The sequence below is a fragment of the Mesorhizobium sp. 43Arga genome, assembly GCF_053714255.1.
Genome location: NZ_JBSKBO010000002.1, coordinates 1,170,455 through 1,190,333 on the forward strand (window position 1 = coordinate 1,170,455; position 19,879 = coordinate 1,190,333).

Below are 19,879 nucleotides of genomic sequence, written 5' to 3' on the forward strand. Positions count from 1 at the left end.
ATCCCAGTTGCTTACGCGGGATCGTTCATTCGCGAAAATAGCTTTCCAGCACGGTGCGAAATTTCTGCATCGTCTTTTCGGTCGTCTGCGCATCGGCCGCCGCAAAGCCCATGACGAGGCCGTTCTGCTGCGTGCCGTGGCGATACTGGATCGACAGCGCCGAGACGTTGATGCCTTGCTGGAGCGCCGCTTCGGCAACCGCCCTGTCGCTGCATCCGTCGCAAAATATCCCGACGACCTGGATGCCGGATTCGGTCGCATGGAAATCCAGCCATTCCCCGAGATGCCGTTGCGCGCTTTCCAGGAAGAACTGCCGTCTCTCCGCGTAGAGCCGCCGCATGCGTCGTAGGTGGCGGGTGAAATGCCCCTCATTCATGAAGTCCGCCAGCGCGGCCTGGGTCAGCAAGGGGGCGAACTGGCCGCTGACGCTCAGCGCCGAGACGATCGTATGGTCGATCGCCTTGGGCGCCACCATGAAGCCGAGACGCATGGCCGGGAAAAGGATCTTGGCGAAGGTGCCGACATAGACCACGCGGTTCGACGCGCCGATGCCTTGCAGTGCCGGGATCGGCTGCCCCTGAAAACGGTATTCGCCGTCATAGTCGTCCTCGATGATCCATGAGCGCCAGGTCTCGGCCATGTGCAGCAGATTGAGCCGCTGTTCCATCGGCATGGTTATGCCGAGCGGGTGATGGCAAGAGGGCGTCACGAAGATCATGCGGGGCACGACATCAGGCGGATCGAGGTCCCAGCCTGAATTGCTGACACGCAGCGGCGCCAGTTTCGCCCCGGCCGAGACGAAGGCCGAGCCGGCGCCGTAATAGCCAGGCTCCTCCATCCACACCGTGTCGCCATCATCGATCAGCAGCCGGGCCAGGAGATCGAACGCCGACTGCGCGCCATTGGTCACCACGATCTGCTCGGCGGTGCACTTCACCCCGCGCGAGGCGGTGAGATAGCGCGCTATGGCCTCGCAAAGCGGCGGATAGCCCTTGACGTGATAGGTGCCGAAAAGATCGATATGCGCGAACTTCGCGCGGCGGCTGAGCAGTTTCGACCAGGTGTTGAACGGAAAATTGTCCGGGTCCGGCATGCCGGGATGGAAGGCAAGCATGCCAGGCCGGCCATGATGATAGGGTTGGGCAAGCATGGTCTGGCCGCGCCGCGATAGCGGATTGGCGTCCTCGACCGACATTTGTTCCGCAACCGCCGAACGCGTCGGCAGGTCCATCACCACCGAAGGCCTGCGCGGGCGTATCGCCAGATAGCCCTCCAGCGCCAGCTGGTCGCAAGCGGCAATCACCGTGTTGCGCCCGACATTCAGATCCCGCGCCATGACCCGTGTCGAGGGCAGTGCGTGGCCGCTCGGCAGCACGCGCCGTTCGATCAGGCCGCGCAACTGGACATAGAGCTGCCGGTGCAGATTGGCGGGGCTGTCGCGATCCAGGGCGATGCCGTCGACGGGAAAACTGGTCTTCATCTGGTTCCCAAAAATCAATGGAATCTGGTTCTAACAATGGAACCAAAGGAGGCCTACCCTCAAGAAAAAAGCGTTCGGGTTCAGATGGGGCTGGCCGATGCGGTGGATAAGGGTGGGAGTGATCGGGGCGGGCGGCGTCGCCCAGGTCGAGCACATTCCGAACCTGCTCAAGCTGCACCGGCAGTTCAAGATCCTTGGCGTCTACGATCCGTCGCGAAAAGTCCGCGCTTTCATCGGCGAGGAATTCGGCCTCGAAACATTTTCCGATCTCGATGCGTTGCTCGCCATGCCGCTTGACGCCGTGGTCATCGCCTCGCCGGATGCGCTGCACCGCGAACAATGCCTCGCCGCCTTTGCCAGGGGCCTGCATGTCTTCTGCGAGAAGCCGCTTTGCTACGGTGCGCAGGACATCGACGAACTGATCGCCGCCAGGGATCGCGCCGGAAAGGTGCTCCAGGTCGGCTACATGAAGCGTTTCGACCCGAGCTACGAGGCGGCGCTGAACATGCTGCCCGGCACGGCACGGACGCTTCGCTCCGTTTCGGTCGAGGTCAACGATCCCGACGCCTGGCCCTTCATCCGGCACGCCCCTACGTGCCGGGGTGACGACGTCGCGGCGGAACTGATTGCCTCGACCGAGGCCAGGCAGCGCGAGCAGGTCGACCGCGCGGTGCCCGGGCTCGACGATCCCCACGCGTTCCGCGGCTTTGTCGGCGCCTATTGTTCCTCGATCGTCCATGACGTGAACCTTGTCCATGGCCTGCTCGATGCGCTCGGCGTTGCCGATGGCGAAATCGTCGGCGCCTCGCTCTTCGCCAAAGGCGAAGCCGGCCAGGGCACTGTCCGGCTGCTCGACGGCCAGGCATTGTGGACCATGGCGCATATCGCCACTCCGGGCCTGCCCGATTATCGCGAACGCATCACGCTCCATTTCGACGACGCTGCGCTCGAGCTGGAATTTCCCTCGCCCTATCTCAACCACCAGCCGACGCGGCTGACCATCCGCACCGGCGACGGCCACTCGCTCTCCAGCCGCGACATCCGCAGCGGCTATGAAGAGGCTTTCCTCGAGGAGCTGAAGGGCTTCTGGTCGGCGATCGTCGAGGGTACGCCGGTGCGCAACACCGCCGAGCATGGGCGCCGCGACATGACGCTGCTAGCTGGGCTGACCCGCCATCACCTCGCCCAATCGAAGCAATCAGGAGTTCGCCCGTGACGGTTCGCATCGGCATCAATCCGATCACCTGGACCAATGATGACGTGCCGGAACTCGGCGGCGATACGCCGCTTGAAGTGTGCCTTAGCGAAACCAGGCAGGCCGGCTATGCCGGCACTGAACTCGGCGGCAAGTTTCCGCGCCGCTCGGCCGAACTGAAGCCGATCATGGACCGCTATGGCCTCGCGGTGATTTCCGGCTGGTATGATGGCCGCTGCGACGAGAAGGATGTTGGCGCGGAAATGGATGCGATCACGCCGCATCTCCAGCTCCTGAAGGATATGGGCTCCACCCATGTCGTCTATGCCGACACCTCGCGCGGGCGCCACAACGCCATCTGGGGACCGATCTCGCAACGTCCTGCGCTGAGCGGAGAAGAATGGCCGGCCTATGGCCGCAAGCTGACCGCACTCGCCGAAAGGATGGCGGATTTCGGCGTGCGAATGGCCTTTCACCACCACATGGGAACCATCGTCGAGACCGATGCCGAGGTCGGCCTCTTGATGCGGCATACCGGCGAAGCGGTCGGCCTGCTCTACGACACCGGCCATTCGATCTTTTCGGGCGGCGATCCGCTTGCCCTGATCAAGGCGCAGGTCAAGCGCGTCGTCCATGTGCATTGCAAGGACGCGCGCAAACCCGTGCTTGAGCGTGCCCGCGCCGAGGACATGAGTTTCATGGGTGCCGTCATGGAAGGGATCTTCACCGTCCCTGGCGACGGCTTCATCGACTATCCCGCCATTCTGCGCGTGCTGGCCGACAATGGCTACAGCGGCTGGCTGGTCGTCGAGGCCGAGCAGGACCCCAACAAGGCCAACCCGCTGACCTATGCGACGATGGGATTTAAGAATCTGTCGCGCATGGCGAGGCAAGCCGGATTCACCGTCATGGAGTGATCGAGGCCGCTATTCGGCCTCCAGGGAACCAGTGCTGAGGAATGAAACTGGAATGAGGTGTGTTGAGATTCAGGTCAGGCCGGCATCACCTGAACATCAACACAGCTTGAAGGGGCAACTGGACTGCCGACCGTAATTGCGGCGGCGGAAAACAAACAGGAGGTTGTTATGTCTGCGCTTGCGAAATTAATAAAGCCTGCGCTCGGCCTGTTGGCCGGCTTCACCATGATGGCGGCGGCCACGACCCTTGCGGCCGCCGACCAAACGCGGGTGGTGTTCGTCACCCATGGCCAGAGCGGCGACCCCTACTGGTCGGTCGTCAAGAACGGCATGGACGATGCCGCCAAGACGCTCGGCGTCAAGGCCGAATATCTGGCGCCAGAGACCTTCGACATGGCCAAGATGGGGCAGATGATCGACGCCATCGCGGCCTCGAAGCCCGACGGCATGGTCGTCTCGATCCCCGACGCGGCCGCCCTTACAACTCCGGTCAAGAACGCCATCGCCGCCGGCATCCCGGTGATCGTCATTGATTCCGGCGGCTCGAAACTTACCCACGACCTTGGCGGCCTGCTGTTCATGGGGCAGGATGAATTCCAGGCAGGCGTCATGGCCGGCGAGCGCATCAAGGCGCTCGGCCTCACCAAGGCGGTCTGCGCCAACCACGAGGTCGGCAATTCGAGCCTCGACGACCGCTGCGCCGGCTTCGCCAAGGGTCTGGGCGTCGACGTGCCGGTGATGAACGGCGTCATCGACCCGACCGAAATGAAGAACCGCGTGATCGCCTACATGACCGCTCATGCCGATACACAGTTCATCCTTGCAGTGGGCGCCAGCGGCGCCGAACCGACGCTGGCCGCGCTTGATGAACTGGGCCTGTCGGGCAAGGTGAAGACCGGCACGTTCGATCTTTCGCCCACGATCCTGCAGGCCGTGGTCGGCGGCAAGATGGAGTGGGGCATCGACGCCCAGCAATATGCCATGGGCTACATCCCGGTCGCGATGTTTGACCTCTGGAAGAAATACAAGATCATGCCGATCGCCGACTATCCGACCGGTCCCGGGTTCGTCACCAAGGACACCGCCGCCTCGGTCATCGAGCTGTCGAAACAAGGCAAGCGCTAACACTGGCGGCCGGGGGTCTCGCCCCGGCCGCTTATTTTGAGGTAACGCAGCCATGGTTTCAGAGATTCGCGACGAGCGGGTCCGGTCCGTTTCACGCCTCAGCCGCCTGCTGAGCAGGCCGGAGCTTGGCGCGGCCGCCGGCACCGTGCTGGTCTTCGTGTTCTTCGCCATCACGGCGGGAAGCACGGGACTGTTCAGCGCCAAGGGGATCGTCAACTTCCTCGAAGTCTCGGCCCAGCTTGGCATTCTCGCCGCCCCCGTGGCCCTGCTGATGATCGCCGGCGAGTTCGATCTTTCGGTCGGCTCGATGATCGGCTTTGCCGGCATCCTCATCGCCATCCCGGCCGTGTTCTGGGGCTGGCCGATCTGGCTTTCGCTGCTGTTCACCTTCGCCGTCTGTGGCGGCATCGGTGCGCTGAACGGGCTTGCCGTCGTCAGGACCGGCCTGCCCTCCTTCATCGTGACGCTTGGCAGCCTGTTCATGCTGCGCGGCCTCACACTTGGCCTCACGCGCGGGATTTCAGGGCGGACCCAGGTGTCGGGCGTGCATGAACTGGCGCAGAACGATCCCCTCAACAGCCTGTTCTCCGGACAGGTGTTCTCCGGCCTGATCGCCTGGCTGGCCGACCTCGGCCTGATCGGCAAGCGGGCCGACGGAATGCCGTCGATATCAGGCATTCCGGTGTCGATCGTGTGGTGGATCGTGCTGACACTGGCCTGCACCTGGCTCTTGACACGCAGCCGCTTCGGCAACTGGATCTTCGCCGCCGGCGGCGAAGCCAATGCCGCGCGCAATCTTGGCGTGCCGGTGGCGCGCACCAAGATCACGCTGTTCGTCATGACGGCGCTCGCGGCCGCCTTGTTCGCGGCGATCCAGGTGCTGGTCACCGGCTCCGCCGACACGCTGCGTGGCACGCAGAAGGAATTCGAGGCCATCATCGCCGTCGTCATCGGCGGCACGCTGCTGACCGGCGGCTATGGATCGGCCATCGGCGCCATGTTCGGCGCCCTCATCTTCGGCGTGGTGCAGATGGGCATCTTCTACACCGGCATCGACACCGACTGGTTCAAGCTGTTCATGGGCGCCATGATGGTCATCGCGGTGCTGTTCAACAGCTATGTCCGCAACCGCGCCATGAGGAGCCGGTGATGGCCGAGCCCTATGTCGAACTGAAGTCGGTCAGCAAATATTTCGGCTCGGTCGTGGCGCTGAAGGACGTGTCCTTCGACGTCTGCCCCGGCGAGGTGCATTGCCTGCTCGGCGACAATGGCGCCGGCAAGTCGACGCTGATCAAGACCCTGTCCGGCGTCTACACGCCGGACGAAGGTGAAATCCGCGTCCAGGGCAAGCCGACCCGGTTTGCCTCGCCCGCCGATACGCGCGACAGCGGCATCGCGACCGTCTACCAGGACCTGGCGCTGGTGCCGCTGATGAGCGTGGCGCGCAACTTTTTCCTCGGGCGCGAACCGATGCGCAAGTTTGGGCCGATCAGCCAGTTCGACGCCGAATTCGCCAATCGCACCGCCTATGACGAGATGCAGGCGATGGGCATTCAGCTGCGCGACCCCGAACAGCCGGTCGGCACATTGTCGGGCGGCGAACGGCAATGCCTGGCCATAGCGCGTGCCGTCTATTTCGGCGCCAAGGTGCTGATCCTCGACGAGCCGACCTCGGCGCTGGGTGTCCACCAGGCATCCGTGGTGCTGAAGCTCATCGTGCAGTCAAAGGCGCGCGGCATCGGCGTCATCTTCATTTCCCACAATGTCCACCACGCCTATGTCGTCGGCGACCGCTTCACGCTGTTGAAGCGCGGCCGGAGCACCGGCACCTACGCCAAGGGCGAAATCACCCGCGACCAGCTGCTCAACCTGATGGCCGGCGGCAAGGAACTGGTGGATCTGGAACAGGAGCTAGCCAAATCGGTGAGGAGCGGCCCGGCTTAAGGCCCGGCGCTGATCGGATCCCTGTGGCGGACCAGTCTGGCCGGTACGCATCGGTATCGCGGAGCCGCGAATCTGTGCTAAGCCGCCGCCCAATCAACCAGAGGACGACAGCTGTGAGCGAACTGACCGTGGCCGAGGCGACCGAAAATATCTATGCATCGCTTCGGGCGGACAATGCCGACATCGACGCGCATATCGCGACGCTTAAGGCCGCGCTGGCACGCGAGGGGATGAAAGAGGCGGTGTTCGACCCCACCAAATTGGCGCAAAACAACCGCTCGGGTCGCAAGTTGATGCAGGCCTATTTTCGCCAGCGCGGCGTCAGCGTGACGTTTTCGGATTAGGAAAGCCGCGCGCAGACGCTCCCAAGCGTGCTGTTGGGAGTGCTCGGCCGGTCCGGCGGTTTGCCAGCTGGAAGTCGGGACTGCGCCTATGTCGGCCATGCAAATTGGCATCGCCGTTTCCCGAAAGCTGCCGTCGCGTGCGACGGCGTTAGAGACCTAGCGCCGCTCTGGATAATGCCAGTCAGACATCGCAGCTGGCGCAACGGCCTGGTTGCCGCTAGTTGCACGTCGGCCTGCACGCACCCTCCGATTAATTCGACCTGGCAAGTGCTTTCAGGATAAAGCGGATCTGCTCGGCGAGACAGCGTGCCGTGATGCAGACGCTTTGGGCCTAACGTTCCAGCGTGGTTGGGCCGGTGTTGCGCGGGCCTTGCGCTTCGAGAGCCCCCGGCCCGCAGTAACTGGTCCTTATCGCTCCGGAACGTAGGTCAGCAGGACGGAGCCGTTGCCGAACACCTTCTGGGCCTCGAGCTTGAGCTTGAGGCTTGCAGGGTCGATTGCGTCGTAGAGGCGCTGCCCCTTCCCGACAACGATCGGGATGATCCAGACCTGGATCTCGTCGATGAGATGGTGCTCGAGGAGCGTTCGATCCAGCTTGCCGGTTCCGTACTTGATGAGATCCTTGCCGGGCTGCTGCTTGAGGCGGCGGATCTCCTCGACGACGTCGCCCTTGAGCAGCCTGGCGTTCCAGGTCGCCTCCTGCAGAGTCGTTGAGGCGACGTACTTCGGCATCGCGTTGATCCGGTCGAGGTAGGCGTCGTGCCTCACCTGCGACCAAGTCGCCGCGAACGTCTCGTAAGTGACGCGACCGAACAGGAACGCCTCGTAGCGGTCCAACGCGGCGAGCGCGTGGCCGCGGCTCTCCGCGTCCCAGTACGACCCGGTCCAGGCCCATGGGGAGCCGACCACCCCGTCCAGCGACATCAGCGTAGTTTCGATCAGCTTTCTCATCTTGGAATCCTCCTGTTCAATAAGTGGTTGTCAGTTCAGGCGGCGTGAGTGATGCACCGAAGACATCTTCGGCCCAGCCTTCCAGGTTGGGGTGGTGTTGCACGGGCCCGGCGCCTCGAGCGCCCAGCGCTCGCCCCGTACCCGTCATCTTGATCATCTCCTTGGATATTGCGCCGGTTGGGATTGCTGCGGAGGCGAGGATGGAGCCCCGGGGTGAGGACCTGACGTCTCAGCATTGGGCGATCCCTCCATCAGGCTTGAGAGCGAACAGCGTGACGAGCGCGAACAAGGCAGCGGTCGCAGCGAATGCGGCGCTAAAGCCCACCGAGGCGGCAAGTGCGGCGACGGCCAGTCCGCCGACTCCCAGGCCTGCATCATAGGCCACGTTCCACAAGGCCCCCGCGCCATCCTCCTGCGAGGGGGCGGCCCGCGACAAGACGTCAGCAACGGTTGCGCTCTGCAGCACGCCGAAGGCCATCCCGCTCAGCAGCATCCCGGCAAGCATCGCGGCTTGGCTGGGGAGGGCCAGGCAGACCGCGGCAAGTGCGCAGCTCGCAAGGCCTGCACCGGTCGGAACCTTTGGCCCATGGCGATCGACCTGCCGTGCAGAGGCCCAGCGGGTGAACGCGGCGCCGGCACCCTGGAACAGCAGTCCAAGCATGATCGCACCACTGCTCGCCTCGGGATGGGCCAGTGGGAGGATGGTGACGGCAGCGCCGACAAGGATTGCGCCGCAGGCCAAGGATATCGCCGGGATGGCAACGACGCTCCATGGCGGCATCCTGTGGTCCCGGTTATCATCACGACTGATGTCGACCGGAAGGACGGAGGTGGCCCCGAGTGCGATAACAGCCAAGCCGCTGCCACCCAAGGCTGTCACGGACGGACCAAGATAAGAGAGAACCCACGGGCCGAGCGGCACCGCAAGGATTGCCGGAACCGCAGAAGCGACACCAAAGAGGCTCATTGCCTCTGCCCGACGCGAGGGAGGTGCCAACTTGGCCGAGATGCCAGAGGCGGCGACCAGCAACACGCCGAGGGCGACACCGCGGACGAGACAATTGAGGAGGAGCAGTGCAAGCGATGAGGGGAATGCCACTAGGCAAGCTGTCCCAAGCAGGCCAAGCGCCGACACCAGCGACACTTTGCGACCGCAGGCAGCGATGATCCGTGGCGCGGCGATTTCACCGCAGACGGTGGCCGCCATCAATGCACCCGTCGCGTGCCCGGCAGCACCAGCCCCACCGAGGCTCGCCGCATGCGCCGCGATCGCCGACAGAAGCAGGTAGAAGCTGCTCATCGCTGAAAACATGACACCAGCCATCCCGAGCAATGAGGCCGTGAAAATGGGTTCGGCAGCGACCTTGTCTGAATGGATGGTGACTGCGGTGGCGGCCATGTCGCTTCTCCTTCGCGGGTGACGAGCTGCCATGTAGCGTGCTACTGGTACAAGAGACATGACCACTTTGGTGATAGAATCATTGTCCAGTTTGATCGCCGACCTGGCGCTGGAAATCGACCGGCAGGGCAAGGAGAGCCTGGGACACCAAGTGCGCCGGGGGCTGCTCGCGCAAATTCGCGCTGGCATTCTGCGCCCAGGCGTCGTGCTCCCATCGACGCGCGCGCTTGCCGCCCAGCTGGGCATATCTCGCCCGCTTCTCGTCGACGCTTACGCGCAGCTGGCCGCTGAAGGTTTCCTGATCGTCCGGCGCGGTGCTCGGCCGATCGTCGCATCTGGGGCGGCGCGTGTCACTGCCCCGCTTGAGGAGAAGCGTGAACAGCCGATCCGCTACGATCTTCGCCCGGCGATGCCGGACGTTGGACTCTTCCCGCGCAAAGCCTGGGCCAGTGCCGTACGGACCGTGCTCAATACAATCCCAGCGAACGATCTTGGCTATGGGGATCTTCGCGGAAGCCCGAGGCTGCGATCAGCGCTCGCCGATTATCTTGGCCGGGTGCGGGGACTCGTCGCCGATCCATCTCACATCTTCATCACCAGTGGCTTCGCAGAAGGACGGGCATTAGCCTGCGTTGTAATGCGAGCCGTCGGGCTTCGCAGGGTCGCCGTCGAGGATCCAGGTTACAGCGATTGGGTCGCCGTCGACAAAGCGGGGCTCCAGAGAGTGCCCATCCCAGTCGATGAGCAGGGAATCGATGTCGATCAACTTATCGCAACGGGTGTGGAAGGCGCATTGATCACGCCGTCGCATCAATTTCCGATCGGCGGCGTGCTCAGCGCAAACCGCCGGCAGCGCCTCGTCAGATGGCTCGAGCAACATGATGGCTATGTGCTGGAGGACGACTATGATGCTGAGTTTCGGTACGACCAAGCGCCGGTCGGAGCGCTACAGGGTCTTGCCGTGGATCGCGTCATATATGCCGGGACTGCAAGCAAGACGCTCGCTCCGGCACTCCGGATTGGCTGGCTCGTGGTGCCGCCGGAACTGGTGCGGCACATGGATGCCGAGCTGCGCCGGTGGAAAGAGGGATCTCCCCGGATCGAACAGGATGCCTTGGCCCATCTTCTCCAAACGGGCGCGTACGACCGGCATTTGCGGAAAATGCGGCGAATCTACCGTGACCGTCGGAAGCACCTTCTCGATTGCCTTGCGGCAGAACTCCCGGAGCTTGAAATCGAAGGCACGGCAGCGGGTCTTCACGTGACACTACGATTGCCCTCCGAACTTACCCGCGCGGACGAAGCCGAAATCGTCTCCGGCCTGCGGGAACGGGGATTGGCGACCGAGGGGCTCGGCAGATACTCACTGGCCGCAGAAGGACCGCGTCGTTTGTTCGTTGGCTATGGCCGCATCACTGACGGCGCTATTGCCTCCGGCGTGAGGCTCTTGGCCAAGGCCGTTCGGGCGGCGCAGCGGCATGAAGTCGGCCTGTAGTCGGATCCGGATCACTATCGGCACCCGCCGGGGAGAAATTCTCCGTCAGTGCAATTGCTCGCTCAAGAGATAGCAATCCTGAGAAGCGCGCCGCTAACGTCCGCAATGAAACGGGAGCTTCGGCGCGGACTCGCCGCAATTTCATTTGTGTAAAGCGAGGTTCGAATTCGCTTCTGGCTGGTGTCCGCAATGGGTCGGAATCGGTCACCGGCCAAAATGCTGAACGAATGGCCGGAATGGTGCTCTAGAGCAATTCCAGGAAAAGTGTGAGCGGTTTTCCGTCAGGAATTGTGTGAAAACAAAGAGTTAGAGCGTTTCGCCGTTTCCATGAAACGGTGAAACGCTCTAGCAGCTGTGAACCGGTCCATCGGCTACCGGCCCATTGCGGTCATTCAAGAAACTCGCGGCGAGTGAGCGCTTTGGCGCAACGCGGACCAGTGTCGTCCGACGGGTTGGCGCCGCCCGGAGAATCTGCTCGGTCGAGATGTCGTCGAGCGGTCGGCACGGATGAATTTTTGTTCCTTCATTACCCGTCGTCGCCTCCCTGGCAGCGGCGAGTTCACGCTAGTGGATATCCGCCGCGCGCTACATTCGCGCCCTGGCCGAGCTGGGATCGTAAGGCGAATCCGCGATGACCTCGGCGGTCTTCCATTCCCCCAGGATCGCGACGTCGAGCTTCGTGCCGGGCGTGCCTAGACGCTCGGGCAACAGCGCCAGCGCCACATCATGCCCGAGCGTGTAGCCATAGCCGCCCGACGTGATTCGCCCGACCAGCTCGCCGCCGATGTACAGCCCTTCGCTGGCAAGCGCGCTGGCGCCGTCGGTCTCTATTCTGAGCGTCACCGACCGGCGCTGATCGTTTCTCGCCTTGTATTTCACGACCGCGTCGCGGCCGACGAAATCGCCCTTGTCGAGGCGGATGAAGCGTTCGAGACCGCTCTCGAGCGCGTTGAGCTCTGGATTCATGTCACGATACATGGCGCGGTAGGATTTCTCCAGCCGCAGCGATTCCAGAGCATGCAGCCCCACGAGGCGCATGCCGTGCTTCTCGCCTTCTCCCAGGATCGCGTCGAGCAATTGCCGCTGGTAGGCCATGGGATGATAGAGTTCCCAGCCGAGCTCGCCCTCGTAGTTGACACGCAGCAGCCGCACGTCGCTGGCTAGCGCCACGCTGCCGGTCTTCACGCCGAACCAGGGAAAGCCGGCATTCGACAGGTCGATCTCGGTGAGTGGCTGCAGCACATCCCGCGCCTTCGGGCCGACAACCGTGAAACAGCCGCGCTCGTTGGTGACATTCTTCAGGCTGACGCTGCCATCGGCGGGAAGCAGCTTTGCGAGATCGTCGAAATTCCAGCGCTCGGCGCGCGGCGTCGAGATGAGATAGAAATTGTCTTCGCCAAGCCGCGCCACCATATATTCCGCCTGCACGCCGCCGCCCGCCGTCAGGTGATGCGCCAGCGTCGCTTTGCCGGCCGCCGGCAACCGGTTGGCGAGGATCCCGTCGAGCCAGGCGGCCGCACTCGGCCCCGACACCTCGAACTTGGTCATCGGCGTCATTTCGACCAGGCCGACGGCGTTGCGCACGGCCTGCACCTCCTCGCCGACGAACACGCCCTTTTCGGTCCAGCGCCAGCTGTACTGGTCCTTGGCCTCGACGCCCTTGGGCGCGAACCAGTTCGGCATTTCCCAGCCGTTGAGCACGCCCCAGACCGCACCCAGTTCGGTCAGCCGCGCATAGGATGGCGCGGTCTTCTGCGGCCGGGCGGCGGGCATGTCCTGTCCCGGATATTTCTGCTCCGCGTGCGTGCCCCAGGCCTCGCGGACCTTCTCGCGCGTCCACGCCTTGTTTGCGTAATCGCCGAAGCGGCGCGGATCGAGATCGGAGGTGTCGAGGCTGTTGCCGCCCTCGACGATCCGCTCCGACAGGTAATAGCCGATCGTGCCGCCCCACAATATGCCGCCCGGCACGCCTTCGGCCAGCCACACATTGGGCAGGCCCCAGGCCGGCCCCATCAGCGGAAGCTCGTCCGCCGTCATCTGGAAGGGGCCGCGGACATTGGCCTTGATCCCGGCGCGTCCCAGCGCCGGCACGAGCTGCGTTGCCTGCTCCCAGTTCCACGACACCGCCTCGAAATCCTCTTCGACGAGATCGGCGCCGAACCAGGCGGGAACGCCATCCTCGGCAAACAGTTTGAGGTGTTCGGTGCGCTCGTAGGGCCCGAACATGAAGCCGTCGCCTTCCTCGCGCAGATAGCCCTCGAAACCTTCGTCGCGCAGGATCGGCATCTCCGCGCGTCCCTGCTTTTTGCGCTCCACGATCTCCGGCACCGGCTCGGTGATCCAGTACTGGTGCAGGATCGGGATGGCGGGGATGTCGAGGCCGAGCAGCGCGCCGGTCTGGCGCGCGTAATTGCCGGTCGCGCAGACCACATGCTCGCAGATGATGTCGCCCGTGTTCGTCTGGACCCGCCATTCGCCGCCGGCGGTCCGCTGAAAGCCGGTCACCCCGGTGTTCAGGTAGATCTTGGCGCCCAGATCCCGCGCACCCTTGGCCATGGCATGGGTCACGTCGGCCGGCGCGATATGGCCGTCATCGGGATGATGGAGCGCACCCAGCATATGCTTGTTGTCGAGAAGCGGGCAAAGCGCCCTCGCCTCCGCCGGTGACAGCAAATGCGCCCGCATGCCTTGGACGTCGGCGACGCTCATATAGCTCTTGTACTCGTCGAGCCGGTCCCTGGAATTGGCGATGCGCAACTGGCCGCATTTGTGCCAGCCGACCGGCTGCCCGGTCTCGGCCTCCAGCCCTTCATAGATCTCGATGGTCTTGTTGATCATCCGGCCGATATTGATGTTGCGGGCATAGGACGGGACGAGGCCCGCTGCGTGCCAGGTCGAGCCGGCCGTCAACTGGGTGCGTTCGAGCAGTGCGATGTCGGTCCAGCCGCGCTTTGCCAGACCGTAAAGGATGCCCGCGCCAACGCACCCGCCGCCAACGATCACCACCCGCGCATGTGTCTGCATCGACCCACCAAATCCCAAGCATTTCCAATGTGTAGTGTCGAAGCTACAGGCGGCGGAAGTCAGTGTAACGTCTTCAAAAATGGGGGGTGATGATAAGCTGGATTTATGCAGGCGGCACGTCCCCGCGCCCTACCCGAAAATCCGCTCGCCCTGTTCATCGACCAGCTGGATGCCCTTCTTGATCGAGATGTCGACGGCGTCGTCGAGACCGGCGAAGCGGTCGGCGCGGATGAATTTGTGCTCCTTCACCACGCCGTCGATCTCCTTGGAGACGATGCCGCAGGTCTGGTACTGGCCATCGTTCTTGTAGGGCGTGGCGCTGATCAGGAAACCCTTGTGCTCGACCTGCTTGGCGGGTGCCGCACTCTTCGGCTCGGCCGCTTCACCGCCGCCACCACCGAAAAGACGTTTCAGAAAAGACATCGCTCAAATCTCCTTTTTCGTCCTGCAATCGCGGCCTTCCCTGTTCGCGATTCACGACGCTGTCGTCCCAGCATGCGCGAATGTGCCGCCGCGTTCCAGCCCCTCTCCGTTCCGCCCCTGTCCTGGCGACCAGTGCTGCGTTGCGGGAGGCGCTTGGGAATTCAATTTGCGATCGGCAATATACCGCCGCCTGCCGTGAATGTCCTTGAATATGGGGGGCGATATTTCGTACCAGTAAGATGTTCATGACCAACGAGTTTCTTCGGCAAGTATCTTCTGAACGGCCAACCGACCCGCTCACGCTTGTCGCGACGGCATACCGGATAGTTGGGTTTGACATCGGCTTGTAGGACAATCGTATGATTGAACGTCTTGCCACCGGAAGTGCATTGCTCGGCGAACCGCTTGCGAGGATTCAATCCGGCACGATGCGCTACACCTACAAGGGCGTGCCCACCTACAAAAATCCATTCGATCTGGCGCTGTACCAAATGCTGCTTTGGCAGCGGAAGCCGAAGACATTGATCGAGATCGGCTCCAAATGGGGGGGGCAGCGCGCTCTGGTTTGCCGATATCCTGCGCAGCTTCGGCGTCGACCCCGTCATCCACTCGATCGACATCACGCCGCCATCGATCAGCGTGCCGGGCGTGACATTTCATCGTGGCGACGGGCGCGACCTGGCGGCAACCTTGTCCGCGGAGTTGATGGAGAGCCTGCCCAGACCGATCTTCGTCATCGAGGACGCCGACCATCATTGCGAGACGACGCTCGCCGTGCTGCGCTTCTTCGATCGTTGGCTGGTTGCCGGGAAGTATATTGTCGTCGAGGACGGTATCGTCGACGATCTTTATGGCCCAGAATTTGTCGCCAGGCTGATGGGCGGCCCCCGCCGTGCGGTCGAGCTGTTCTTGCGCGATCGTGGGCAGGACTACGAAATCGATACCGGCCTTTGCGACCACTTCGGCACCAATGTGACGTGGAACGTCAACGGCTATCTCCGTCGCGTTCGCTAATAACTCATTGCTTGCGCCACCAGGATCCCGTCCAGTCGACCTCGTGCATCGGTGCCGTGATGCCGTGCTGATCGCGAAAATCGATCACCGCGCGCCGGCATGGATCGAGGGCGCGATCGTCGATGATGACGACACCGCCCTGGGACAGCTTGGGGTAAAGGGAATTCAGCGCCACAATGGTAGACTCGTACAGGTCGCCATCGAGCCGCAGCAGCGCGAACGGCCCGGCGGACAGCGAAGGCAGCGTGTCGCTGAACATCCCTTCCACGAACACGACCTGCTCGTCGAGCAGCCCATAGCGTGAGAAATTGTCCTTGACCGTCTCCAGCGAGACGGCCAGTTCCTTGAACTCGTGCAGGTTCCATCCGGTATCCCGGGGATAGAGCTCTACGTTTGGCGCCGGCAGGCCGGCAAACGAGTCCGCGACATAGACCTTGCGGTCATGGATCTGGTTCGCGGCAAGAACGCCGCGCATCAGGATGCAGCAGCCACCGCGCCAGACGCCCGTTTCGATGAAGTCGCCAGCGACGCCGTCGTCCAGCACCTGCTGCGATAGCTGGCGCAAGCTCTCGAGGCGCGCCTGGCCGACCATCGTGTGAGCCTGCGTTGGCCAATCCTTGCCGATCGCGCGGGTTTTCGGGTTGAACGGCTCGACCACCATCGGGCGGACCCCCGGGTTGATCGCGGGATCCTGGTAAATGGTGTTGAGCAAGATCCTGACCAGGAGATCAAGATACAATTCCCGCGCTGCTGGGGTTGAATGGATGGCTGTCGTCATCATCCGGCTCTTTATTGCCCCGATCTACCACGCGCGCGAATCCGCGCGGCGCATCAACCCTCAACGTCAAGCCAAGCGCTCGCGTTTACAATGCTGAGCAGGCGAAGACCGTCTGTTGCAAGGCCGATGGCTCATAGGTCTGTTCAAGGCGCCATCCTGCGTCCCGCACCAGGTGTCCTGTCAGGGCCTTGTCGGCGGATTTCTGGCATCAATCGCGCCCGTAGGCAGCAACGATCTGCTAGATTTGTTCAATCGAACGTTTCAAGCTGGGTTTGGCCTGATCAGGCAGGCCCCCGAAAAACCAGGGCTGGCGGGTCGGTCTGACGAAGAGATGACCACGAATGCGGACGTACTCCTCGTGGAAGGATTGATACGGCGGGCTGACGGAGTTCGTCGCGATGCCGCCATGGACCTGATGAAACGTCGCCTCGCCGAGCAGCATGATGAGCTCTCCGCTCGCGTCTGCGCAGATGCGCGACCACGTATCAAGATTTGCAAGGCCACCGCCGGGAGTCTTAAAACGCTCGTCGAAGCCGCCGAGCGCACGCCAGTGCTCGGCCTTCAGGAATACGGCGTTGCTTTCGGCCGGCAATTCGAACCAGCCTCCCGCCGAAGATCCTGCGAGGGCGGAGATGCTGAACAGCCGATAGCCGTCGTCCTCCCAACCACTCGCTGACAGCATCGTGTCTTCGATGGCCTGACAGTAGCCCTTTTTGACGCTCTCCATCTGAACCTCCGGTCCAAGATGGAAAGCAATGGTTCCGATCATCGGACGCACATGCAGGCGCGATGCGCTGAGCGCTGCCGCGAGCAGTCCCGGCGATGCCATGCGCGCGCCATCGATCCACACGCCGACGAAGTCGCCACGCGCAAGCGAGAGGCCGAGATTGACCGCGAGCACCGGAGATACCGTGGCCCCGGGCATAGAGCGCATGACCAACCCCGGGAGCACACTCCGCAACTGGGCTTCGTCGGCAGGCTGCGTCGAGCCGTTGTCGATCAAAATGACCTCGTAGTCCTCCGGCGCGATGCTACGCTGCATGAGCGGCGACAGCGAACGGATCGTGCGCGGAAGCTCTCGCGCCATATTGTAGCCGACGACGACAACCGAGAGCTTTGGCTGAACCGAAGTCAGTGGTCGAGGCGCTCTGACGGCCGTCTTCAGCCTTGCTGCGATTTCCCGTCCATTTGCGCCAGTCTGCCGCGCTTCCTTCAAACGCGCGATGATGCTGTCGAACTGCTCGCCCGACGGATCGAGCGCGCCGCTGCGCTCCAGCACACTGGGCGGCGGCCCGGACCAATCGAGCGCTTCGCGTACAATCTGGTCGTAATTCTGCGCCAGCACCTGGTTTGTCAGGTCTAGCCCGGCGATAAGAAGCAAGCCGGTAGGAGCCGTATCGAGCGGCAGGAGGAAGAGGTCGCCGCGGTACCGGCGCAGCACCTCGACCAGACGCCAGACGTCGCCGGTCCACGCGCGCGTGCGACGTGTGCGGTCGGCTTGCGCTGGATGGTTGGGGAAAACGTCATCGATCACCACGACGGTGCCGGGCGCTGCCCGCTGCTCGATGTTCATGAAATCGCGCAGCGCATATTCGAACAGATGCAATCCATCGATGAAACCGAAATCCGGCGCAAGGTCCGGCGGCGCCGAGGCGAAGAACGCATTGCTGGTCAAGGCCACGATTTCTATTGTCGGCGGCAATGCGCAATCAATCGCCGGGGTAGGATCTACGCCTGTTGCCTTGCCGCGGGCGAGTGCGAGGCTTCGTCCCAGGCGAATCCCGATTTCAAGGTAGTGAGCGGGGCGCAGTTCGTTGTGCAGGCGGTCGAGCACGGCGAGATAGTGCACCTTGCCGGCAATCCGCTCCTCCGCCTCCGTTCCGGGAAGGCCGTTCCAAATTCCAGCCGCTGGAATTGAGTCCGACAGAGTTATACCCCGCTAGGTGGATCTGGCATCCGAGCGAAGGCTACGGTCCACCGCGCCTGCATACCTTCAACGTTTCGGTTCACGACGCTGTTGTCCCAGCATGCGCTAATGTGCCGTCGCGTTCCAGCCCCCTGATGAAGACGGCGACCAGCAACTCGATCTGCTGGTCGATCTCATTGGCCTGCCGGCGCACGGACCTGCCCGCGTAGCCGCTGGTGACGATGCCATGCACGCTTGACCACAATGTGCGCGCGGCGATCCGGCGCGTGTCGTCGTCGAGGTCGAAATCGCCGCCGGCGAGCACGCCGGCAATGATCTCGAACAGCTGGTCGAGCCGCGCCTCATAGGCATCCGGTTCAGCCAGTGTCGGGCGGCGCCTGTTGAAGGCGAGCAGTGCCGGCCAGCTGCCGGGATGCGCCTCGACGAAGCGCACATAGGCGCCGGCAAGTGCCAGCAGGCGCTGGCGCACATCGGTGATGCCGCGCTGGGCAAGATCCGCCATCGCCGCGGCCCCTGCGGCCCCCAGCCGGTCGAGCAGCCGCATGTTGACGGCACGATGCACCCCGTCGAGATCGGAAAACAGATTGTAGACCGAGCCGACCGAGATGCCCGCCTGCTCGGCGATGGTCCTGGCCTTCAGATTGTCCATTCCGCCCTCGTTGAGCAGCACCTCGGCAATGGCCAGCACGCGCTCGCCCGTTTCTTCCTTGTCCAGTGCCATATCAATCCTTGTGCAAGCGCTTGCCTTGCGCGGCACGCTGCTTCGAACCGCGAATGCCCCCTGTTACCACATCCGGGATTTCGTGAACAGCGTTCAAAAATCCTCTTGAACAGTGTTCACTTCCTGCTGTGTTGAATTCGTGAACATTGTTCACGGCGCCGATGAGCGCCTGTCGACCGAGATGACCGCCAAGATCGAAAAGGCGCGCAACGAAAAGCTGATCAGCGAGTAGGTCGGGCAAGGAATGATCCGCATCTGCGCCGACGCAAAAAGCCCGGGTTCCCCCGGGCTTTTTTCAAGCGTTGTCGCACCCGGCTCAGCGATGCGACAGCGCCTCCAGCGCGTCCGCTGCGGCTTCGAGAATGGCGATCGCCTCGGCCTGCTTGTCGGCCGGGGCATCGACGATCTCGCCCAGCGCCGCGCGCAGGCGGTGGCGGATGGCGCGGAATTCGTCGCGCGTTTCCGAACGCTCGCCGCGGCCACCCCGGCCACCGCGGCGGTCCTCGCCATCATCGTTCCAGCCGAACCAGTCGCGTGCCTTGGCCATCTTGCGGCCAAAGCGCTCGAGGTGGTCGAGCACGCCGTCGATCATCTCGCGATTGTCGGCAAGATGCGCCTGCCCGGCCTCGGTGATGGAAAACACCTTCTTGTTGCCTTCGCTCGACGAGACGGCATAGCCGGCTTCTTCCAGGAAGGTCAGCGTCGGGTAGACCACGCCTGGGCTTGGGCTGTAGATGCCGCTGGTGCGTTCTTCCAGCGCCTTGATGATGTCGTAGCCATGGCGCGGCGCCTCGGCCAGCAGCGACAGCGTGATCAGCTTGAGGTCGCCGTCGGCCAGCATGCGACCGGCGCGGAACATGTCGCCCGGGCCACCGCGTCCGCCGCCACGACCGCCATGGCCGAACGGGCCAAAGCCGCCGCCCCCTCTGCCGCCGAATTTGCCGGCCATGTGCATGAACATGCGCTCGCCGAAATGGCCGCGCCCGAAATGACTATGCTTATGCATTGATTGCTCCTTGCGTTCTATCTTACGATATATCTTAATTAGGCGCGTATTCTCACCGAGTCAAGATATATCTTACGATGTATCTGAATGCGGCGCCAGACCGATCGGCCTGCTGGTCCGGGTCTTGTCGTTGCAG

General features: G+C 63.1%; 17 protein-coding genes and 1 pseudogene. 9 read left to right on the forward strand and 9 right to left on the reverse strand.

Annotation, left to right across the window (positions count from 1 at the left end):
• Nucleotides 1–25: 25 nt before the first annotated feature.
• The gene (gene mocR, locus ACWGS8_RS12265) at nucleotides 26–1,480 is read right to left on the reverse strand and encodes a rhizopine catabolism transcriptional regulator MocR (protein ID WP_454581166.1); all 1,455 of its coding nucleotides are present in this window, start codon (nucleotides 1,478–1,480) and stop codon (nucleotides 26–28) included.
• A 118-nt stretch (nucleotides 1,481–1,598) separates the two neighbouring features.
• Between mocR and ACWGS8_RS12270 the strand changes: the two genes are divergently transcribed.
• The 6 genes from ACWGS8_RS12270 to ACWGS8_RS12295 all read left to right on the forward strand — a co-directional run bounded on the left by ACWGS8_RS12270 (nucleotide 1,599) and on the right by ACWGS8_RS12295 (nucleotide 7,005).
• Nucleotides 1,599–2,696, forward strand: a complete 1,098-nt coding sequence (locus tag ACWGS8_RS12270) for a Gfo/Idh/MocA family protein (protein WP_454581167.1) — start codon at nucleotides 1,599–1,601, stop codon at nucleotides 2,694–2,696.
• Nucleotides 2,693–3,592 (forward strand): myo-inosose-2 dehydratase, encoded by a 900-nt coding sequence (iolE, locus tag ACWGS8_RS12275; RefSeq protein ID WP_454581168.1) that lies wholly within the window; start codon nucleotides 2,693–2,695, stop codon nucleotides 3,590–3,592. The genes ACWGS8_RS12270 and iolE overlap by 4 nt, the downstream gene beginning before the upstream one ends.
• 168 nt (nucleotides 3,593–3,760) lie before the next feature.
• On the forward strand, nucleotides 3,761–4,717 hold the full coding sequence (locus tag ACWGS8_RS12280) for a rhizopine catabolism ABC transporter substrate-binding protein (RefSeq protein WP_454581169.1): 957 nt from the start codon (nucleotides 3,761–3,763) through the stop codon (nucleotides 4,715–4,717).
• A gap of 52 nt (nucleotides 4,718–4,769) precedes the next feature.
• Nucleotides 4,770–5,867 carry an ABC transporter permease gene (locus tag ACWGS8_RS12285; protein ID WP_454581170.1) on the forward strand — a complete coding sequence of 366 codons (1,098 nt, stop codon included), beginning with the start codon at nucleotides 4,770–4,772 and terminating at the stop codon, nucleotides 5,865–5,867.
• On the forward strand, nucleotides 5,867–6,661 hold the full coding sequence (locus tag ACWGS8_RS12290; RefSeq protein WP_454581171.1) for an ATP-binding cassette domain-containing protein: 795 nt from the start codon (nucleotides 5,867–5,869) through the stop codon (nucleotides 6,659–6,661). Before ACWGS8_RS12285 ends, ACWGS8_RS12290 begins: the two co-directional genes overlap by 1 nt.
• A gap of 113 nt (nucleotides 6,662–6,774) precedes the next feature.
• Entirely contained in the window at nucleotides 6,775–7,005 is a 231-nt protein-coding gene (locus ACWGS8_RS12295; protein ID WP_454581172.1) for a hypothetical protein, read from the forward strand.
• 408 nt (nucleotides 7,006–7,413) lie between these two features.
• Here the strand turns inward: ACWGS8_RS12295 and ACWGS8_RS12300 are convergent, their stop codons facing one another.
• Together ACWGS8_RS12300 and ACWGS8_RS12305 are read right to left on the reverse strand one after the other, a co-directional pair.
• Nucleotides 7,414–7,956, reverse strand: coding sequence for a dihydrofolate reductase family protein (locus ACWGS8_RS12300; protein ID WP_454581173.1), 543 nt, complete (start codon nucleotides 7,954–7,956; stop codon nucleotides 7,414–7,416).
• Between the two features lie 229 nt (nucleotides 7,957–8,185).
• Entirely contained in the window at nucleotides 8,186–9,355 is a 1,170-nt protein-coding gene (locus ACWGS8_RS12305; protein WP_454581174.1) for an MFS transporter, read from the reverse strand.
• Between the two features lie 58 nt (nucleotides 9,356–9,413).
• Here ACWGS8_RS12305 and pdxR point away from each other — a divergent pair, with 58 nt between their 5' ends.
• Nucleotides 9,414–10,850: a MocR-like pyridoxine biosynthesis transcription factor PdxR gene (pdxR, locus tag ACWGS8_RS12310; protein ID WP_454581175.1), complete on the forward strand. Its 1,437-nt coding sequence runs from the start codon at nucleotides 9,414–9,416 to the stop codon at nucleotides 10,848–10,850.
• 585 nt (nucleotides 10,851–11,435) lie between these two features.
• Here pdxR and ACWGS8_RS12315 read toward each other — a convergent pair.
• Both ACWGS8_RS12315 and ACWGS8_RS12320 read right to left on the reverse strand, forming a co-directional pair.
• Entirely contained in the window at nucleotides 11,436–13,874 is a 2,439-nt protein-coding gene (locus ACWGS8_RS12315; RefSeq protein ID WP_454581176.1) for a GcvT family protein, read from the reverse strand.
• A 129-nt stretch (nucleotides 13,875–14,003) separates the two neighbouring features.
• Entirely contained in the window at nucleotides 14,004–14,297 is a 294-nt protein-coding gene (locus tag ACWGS8_RS12320; RefSeq protein WP_095792876.1) for an HlyU family transcriptional regulator, read from the reverse strand.
• Between the two features lie 428 nt (nucleotides 14,298–14,725).
• Between ACWGS8_RS12320 and ACWGS8_RS12325 the strand changes: the two are divergent.
• Nucleotides 14,726–14,788: pseudogene (locus tag ACWGS8_RS12325) on the forward strand (hypothetical protein); the annotation flags it as partial.
• Nucleotides 14,789–14,900: 112 nt separating this feature from the next.
• Nucleotides 14,901–15,311 carry a CmcI family methyltransferase gene (locus ACWGS8_RS12330; RefSeq protein ID WP_454581280.1) on the forward strand — a complete coding sequence of 137 codons (411 nt, stop codon included), beginning with the start codon at nucleotides 14,901–14,903 and terminating at the stop codon, nucleotides 15,309–15,311.
• Between the two features lie 4 nt (nucleotides 15,312–15,315).
• Here the strand turns inward: ACWGS8_RS12330 and ACWGS8_RS12335 are convergent, their stop codons facing one another.
• From ACWGS8_RS12335 to ACWGS8_RS12350, 4 genes are all read right to left on the reverse strand, one after another.
• On the reverse strand, nucleotides 15,316–16,089 hold the full coding sequence (locus ACWGS8_RS12335) for a TylF/MycF/NovP-related O-methyltransferase (protein WP_454581177.1): 774 nt from the start codon (nucleotides 16,087–16,089) through the stop codon (nucleotides 15,316–15,318).
• Nucleotides 16,090–16,327: 238 nt separating this feature from the next.
• A complete protein-coding gene (locus tag ACWGS8_RS12340; protein ID WP_454581178.1) occupies nucleotides 16,328–17,938 on the reverse strand; it encodes a class I SAM-dependent methyltransferase in 1,611 nt (536 codons plus the stop codon).
• Nucleotides 17,939–18,095: 157 nt separating this feature from the next.
• Nucleotides 18,096–18,737 carry a TetR/AcrR family transcriptional regulator gene (locus ACWGS8_RS12345; protein WP_454581179.1) on the reverse strand — a complete coding sequence of 214 codons (642 nt, stop codon included), beginning with the start codon at nucleotides 18,735–18,737 and terminating at the stop codon, nucleotides 18,096–18,098.
• Nucleotides 18,738–19,053: 316 nt separating this feature from the next.
• Nucleotides 19,054–19,743 carry a PadR family transcriptional regulator gene (locus tag ACWGS8_RS12350; RefSeq protein WP_454581180.1) on the reverse strand — a complete coding sequence of 230 codons (690 nt, stop codon included), beginning with the start codon at nucleotides 19,741–19,743 and terminating at the stop codon, nucleotides 19,054–19,056.
• Nucleotides 19,744–19,879: the final 136 nt, after the last annotated feature.

Bases quoted from the DNA above. Each gene is read 5' to 3' on its own strand.
- mocR (WP_454581166.1), bottom strand. From the start codon at position 1,480: ATGAAGACCAGTTTTCCCGTCGACGGCATCGCCCTGGATCGCGACAGC.
- ACWGS8_RS12280 (WP_454581169.1), top strand. From the start codon at position 3,761: ATGTCTGCGCTTGCGAAATTAATAAAGCCTGCGCTCGGCCTGTTGGCC.
- ACWGS8_RS12285 (WP_454581170.1), top strand. From the start codon at position 4,770: ATGGTTTCAGAGATTCGCGACGAGCGGGTCCGGTCCGTTTCACGCCTC.
- ACWGS8_RS12290 (WP_454581171.1), top strand. From the start codon at position 5,867: ATGGCCGAGCCCTATGTCGAACTGAAGTCGGTCAGCAAATATTTCGGC.
- ACWGS8_RS12300 (WP_454581173.1), bottom strand. From the start codon at position 7,956: ATGAGAAAGCTGATCGAAACTACGCTGATGTCGCTGGACGGGGTGGTC.
- ACWGS8_RS12305 (WP_454581174.1), bottom strand. From the start codon at position 9,355: ATGGCCGCCACCGCAGTCACCATCCATTCAGACAAGGTCGCTGCCGAA.
- pdxR (WP_454581175.1), top strand. From the start codon at position 9,414: ATGACCACTTTGGTGATAGAATCATTGTCCAGTTTGATCGCCGACCTG.
- ACWGS8_RS12315 (WP_454581176.1), bottom strand. From the start codon at position 13,874: ATGCAGACACATGCGCGGGTGGTGATCGTTGGCGGCGGGTGCGTTGGC.
- ACWGS8_RS12320 (WP_095792876.1), bottom strand. From the start codon at position 14,297: ATGTCTTTTCTGAAACGTCTTTTCGGTGGTGGCGGCGGTGAAGCGGCC.
- ACWGS8_RS12335 (WP_454581177.1), bottom strand. From the start codon at position 16,089: ATGACGACAGCCATCCATTCAACCCCAGCAGCGCGGGAATTGTATCTT.
- ACWGS8_RS12345 (WP_454581179.1), bottom strand. From the start codon at position 18,737: ATGGCACTGGACAAGGAAGAAACGGGCGAGCGCGTGCTGGCCATTGCC.
- ACWGS8_RS12350 (WP_454581180.1), bottom strand. From the start codon at position 19,743: ATGCATAAGCATAGTCATTTCGGGCGCGGCCATTTCGGCGAGCGCATG.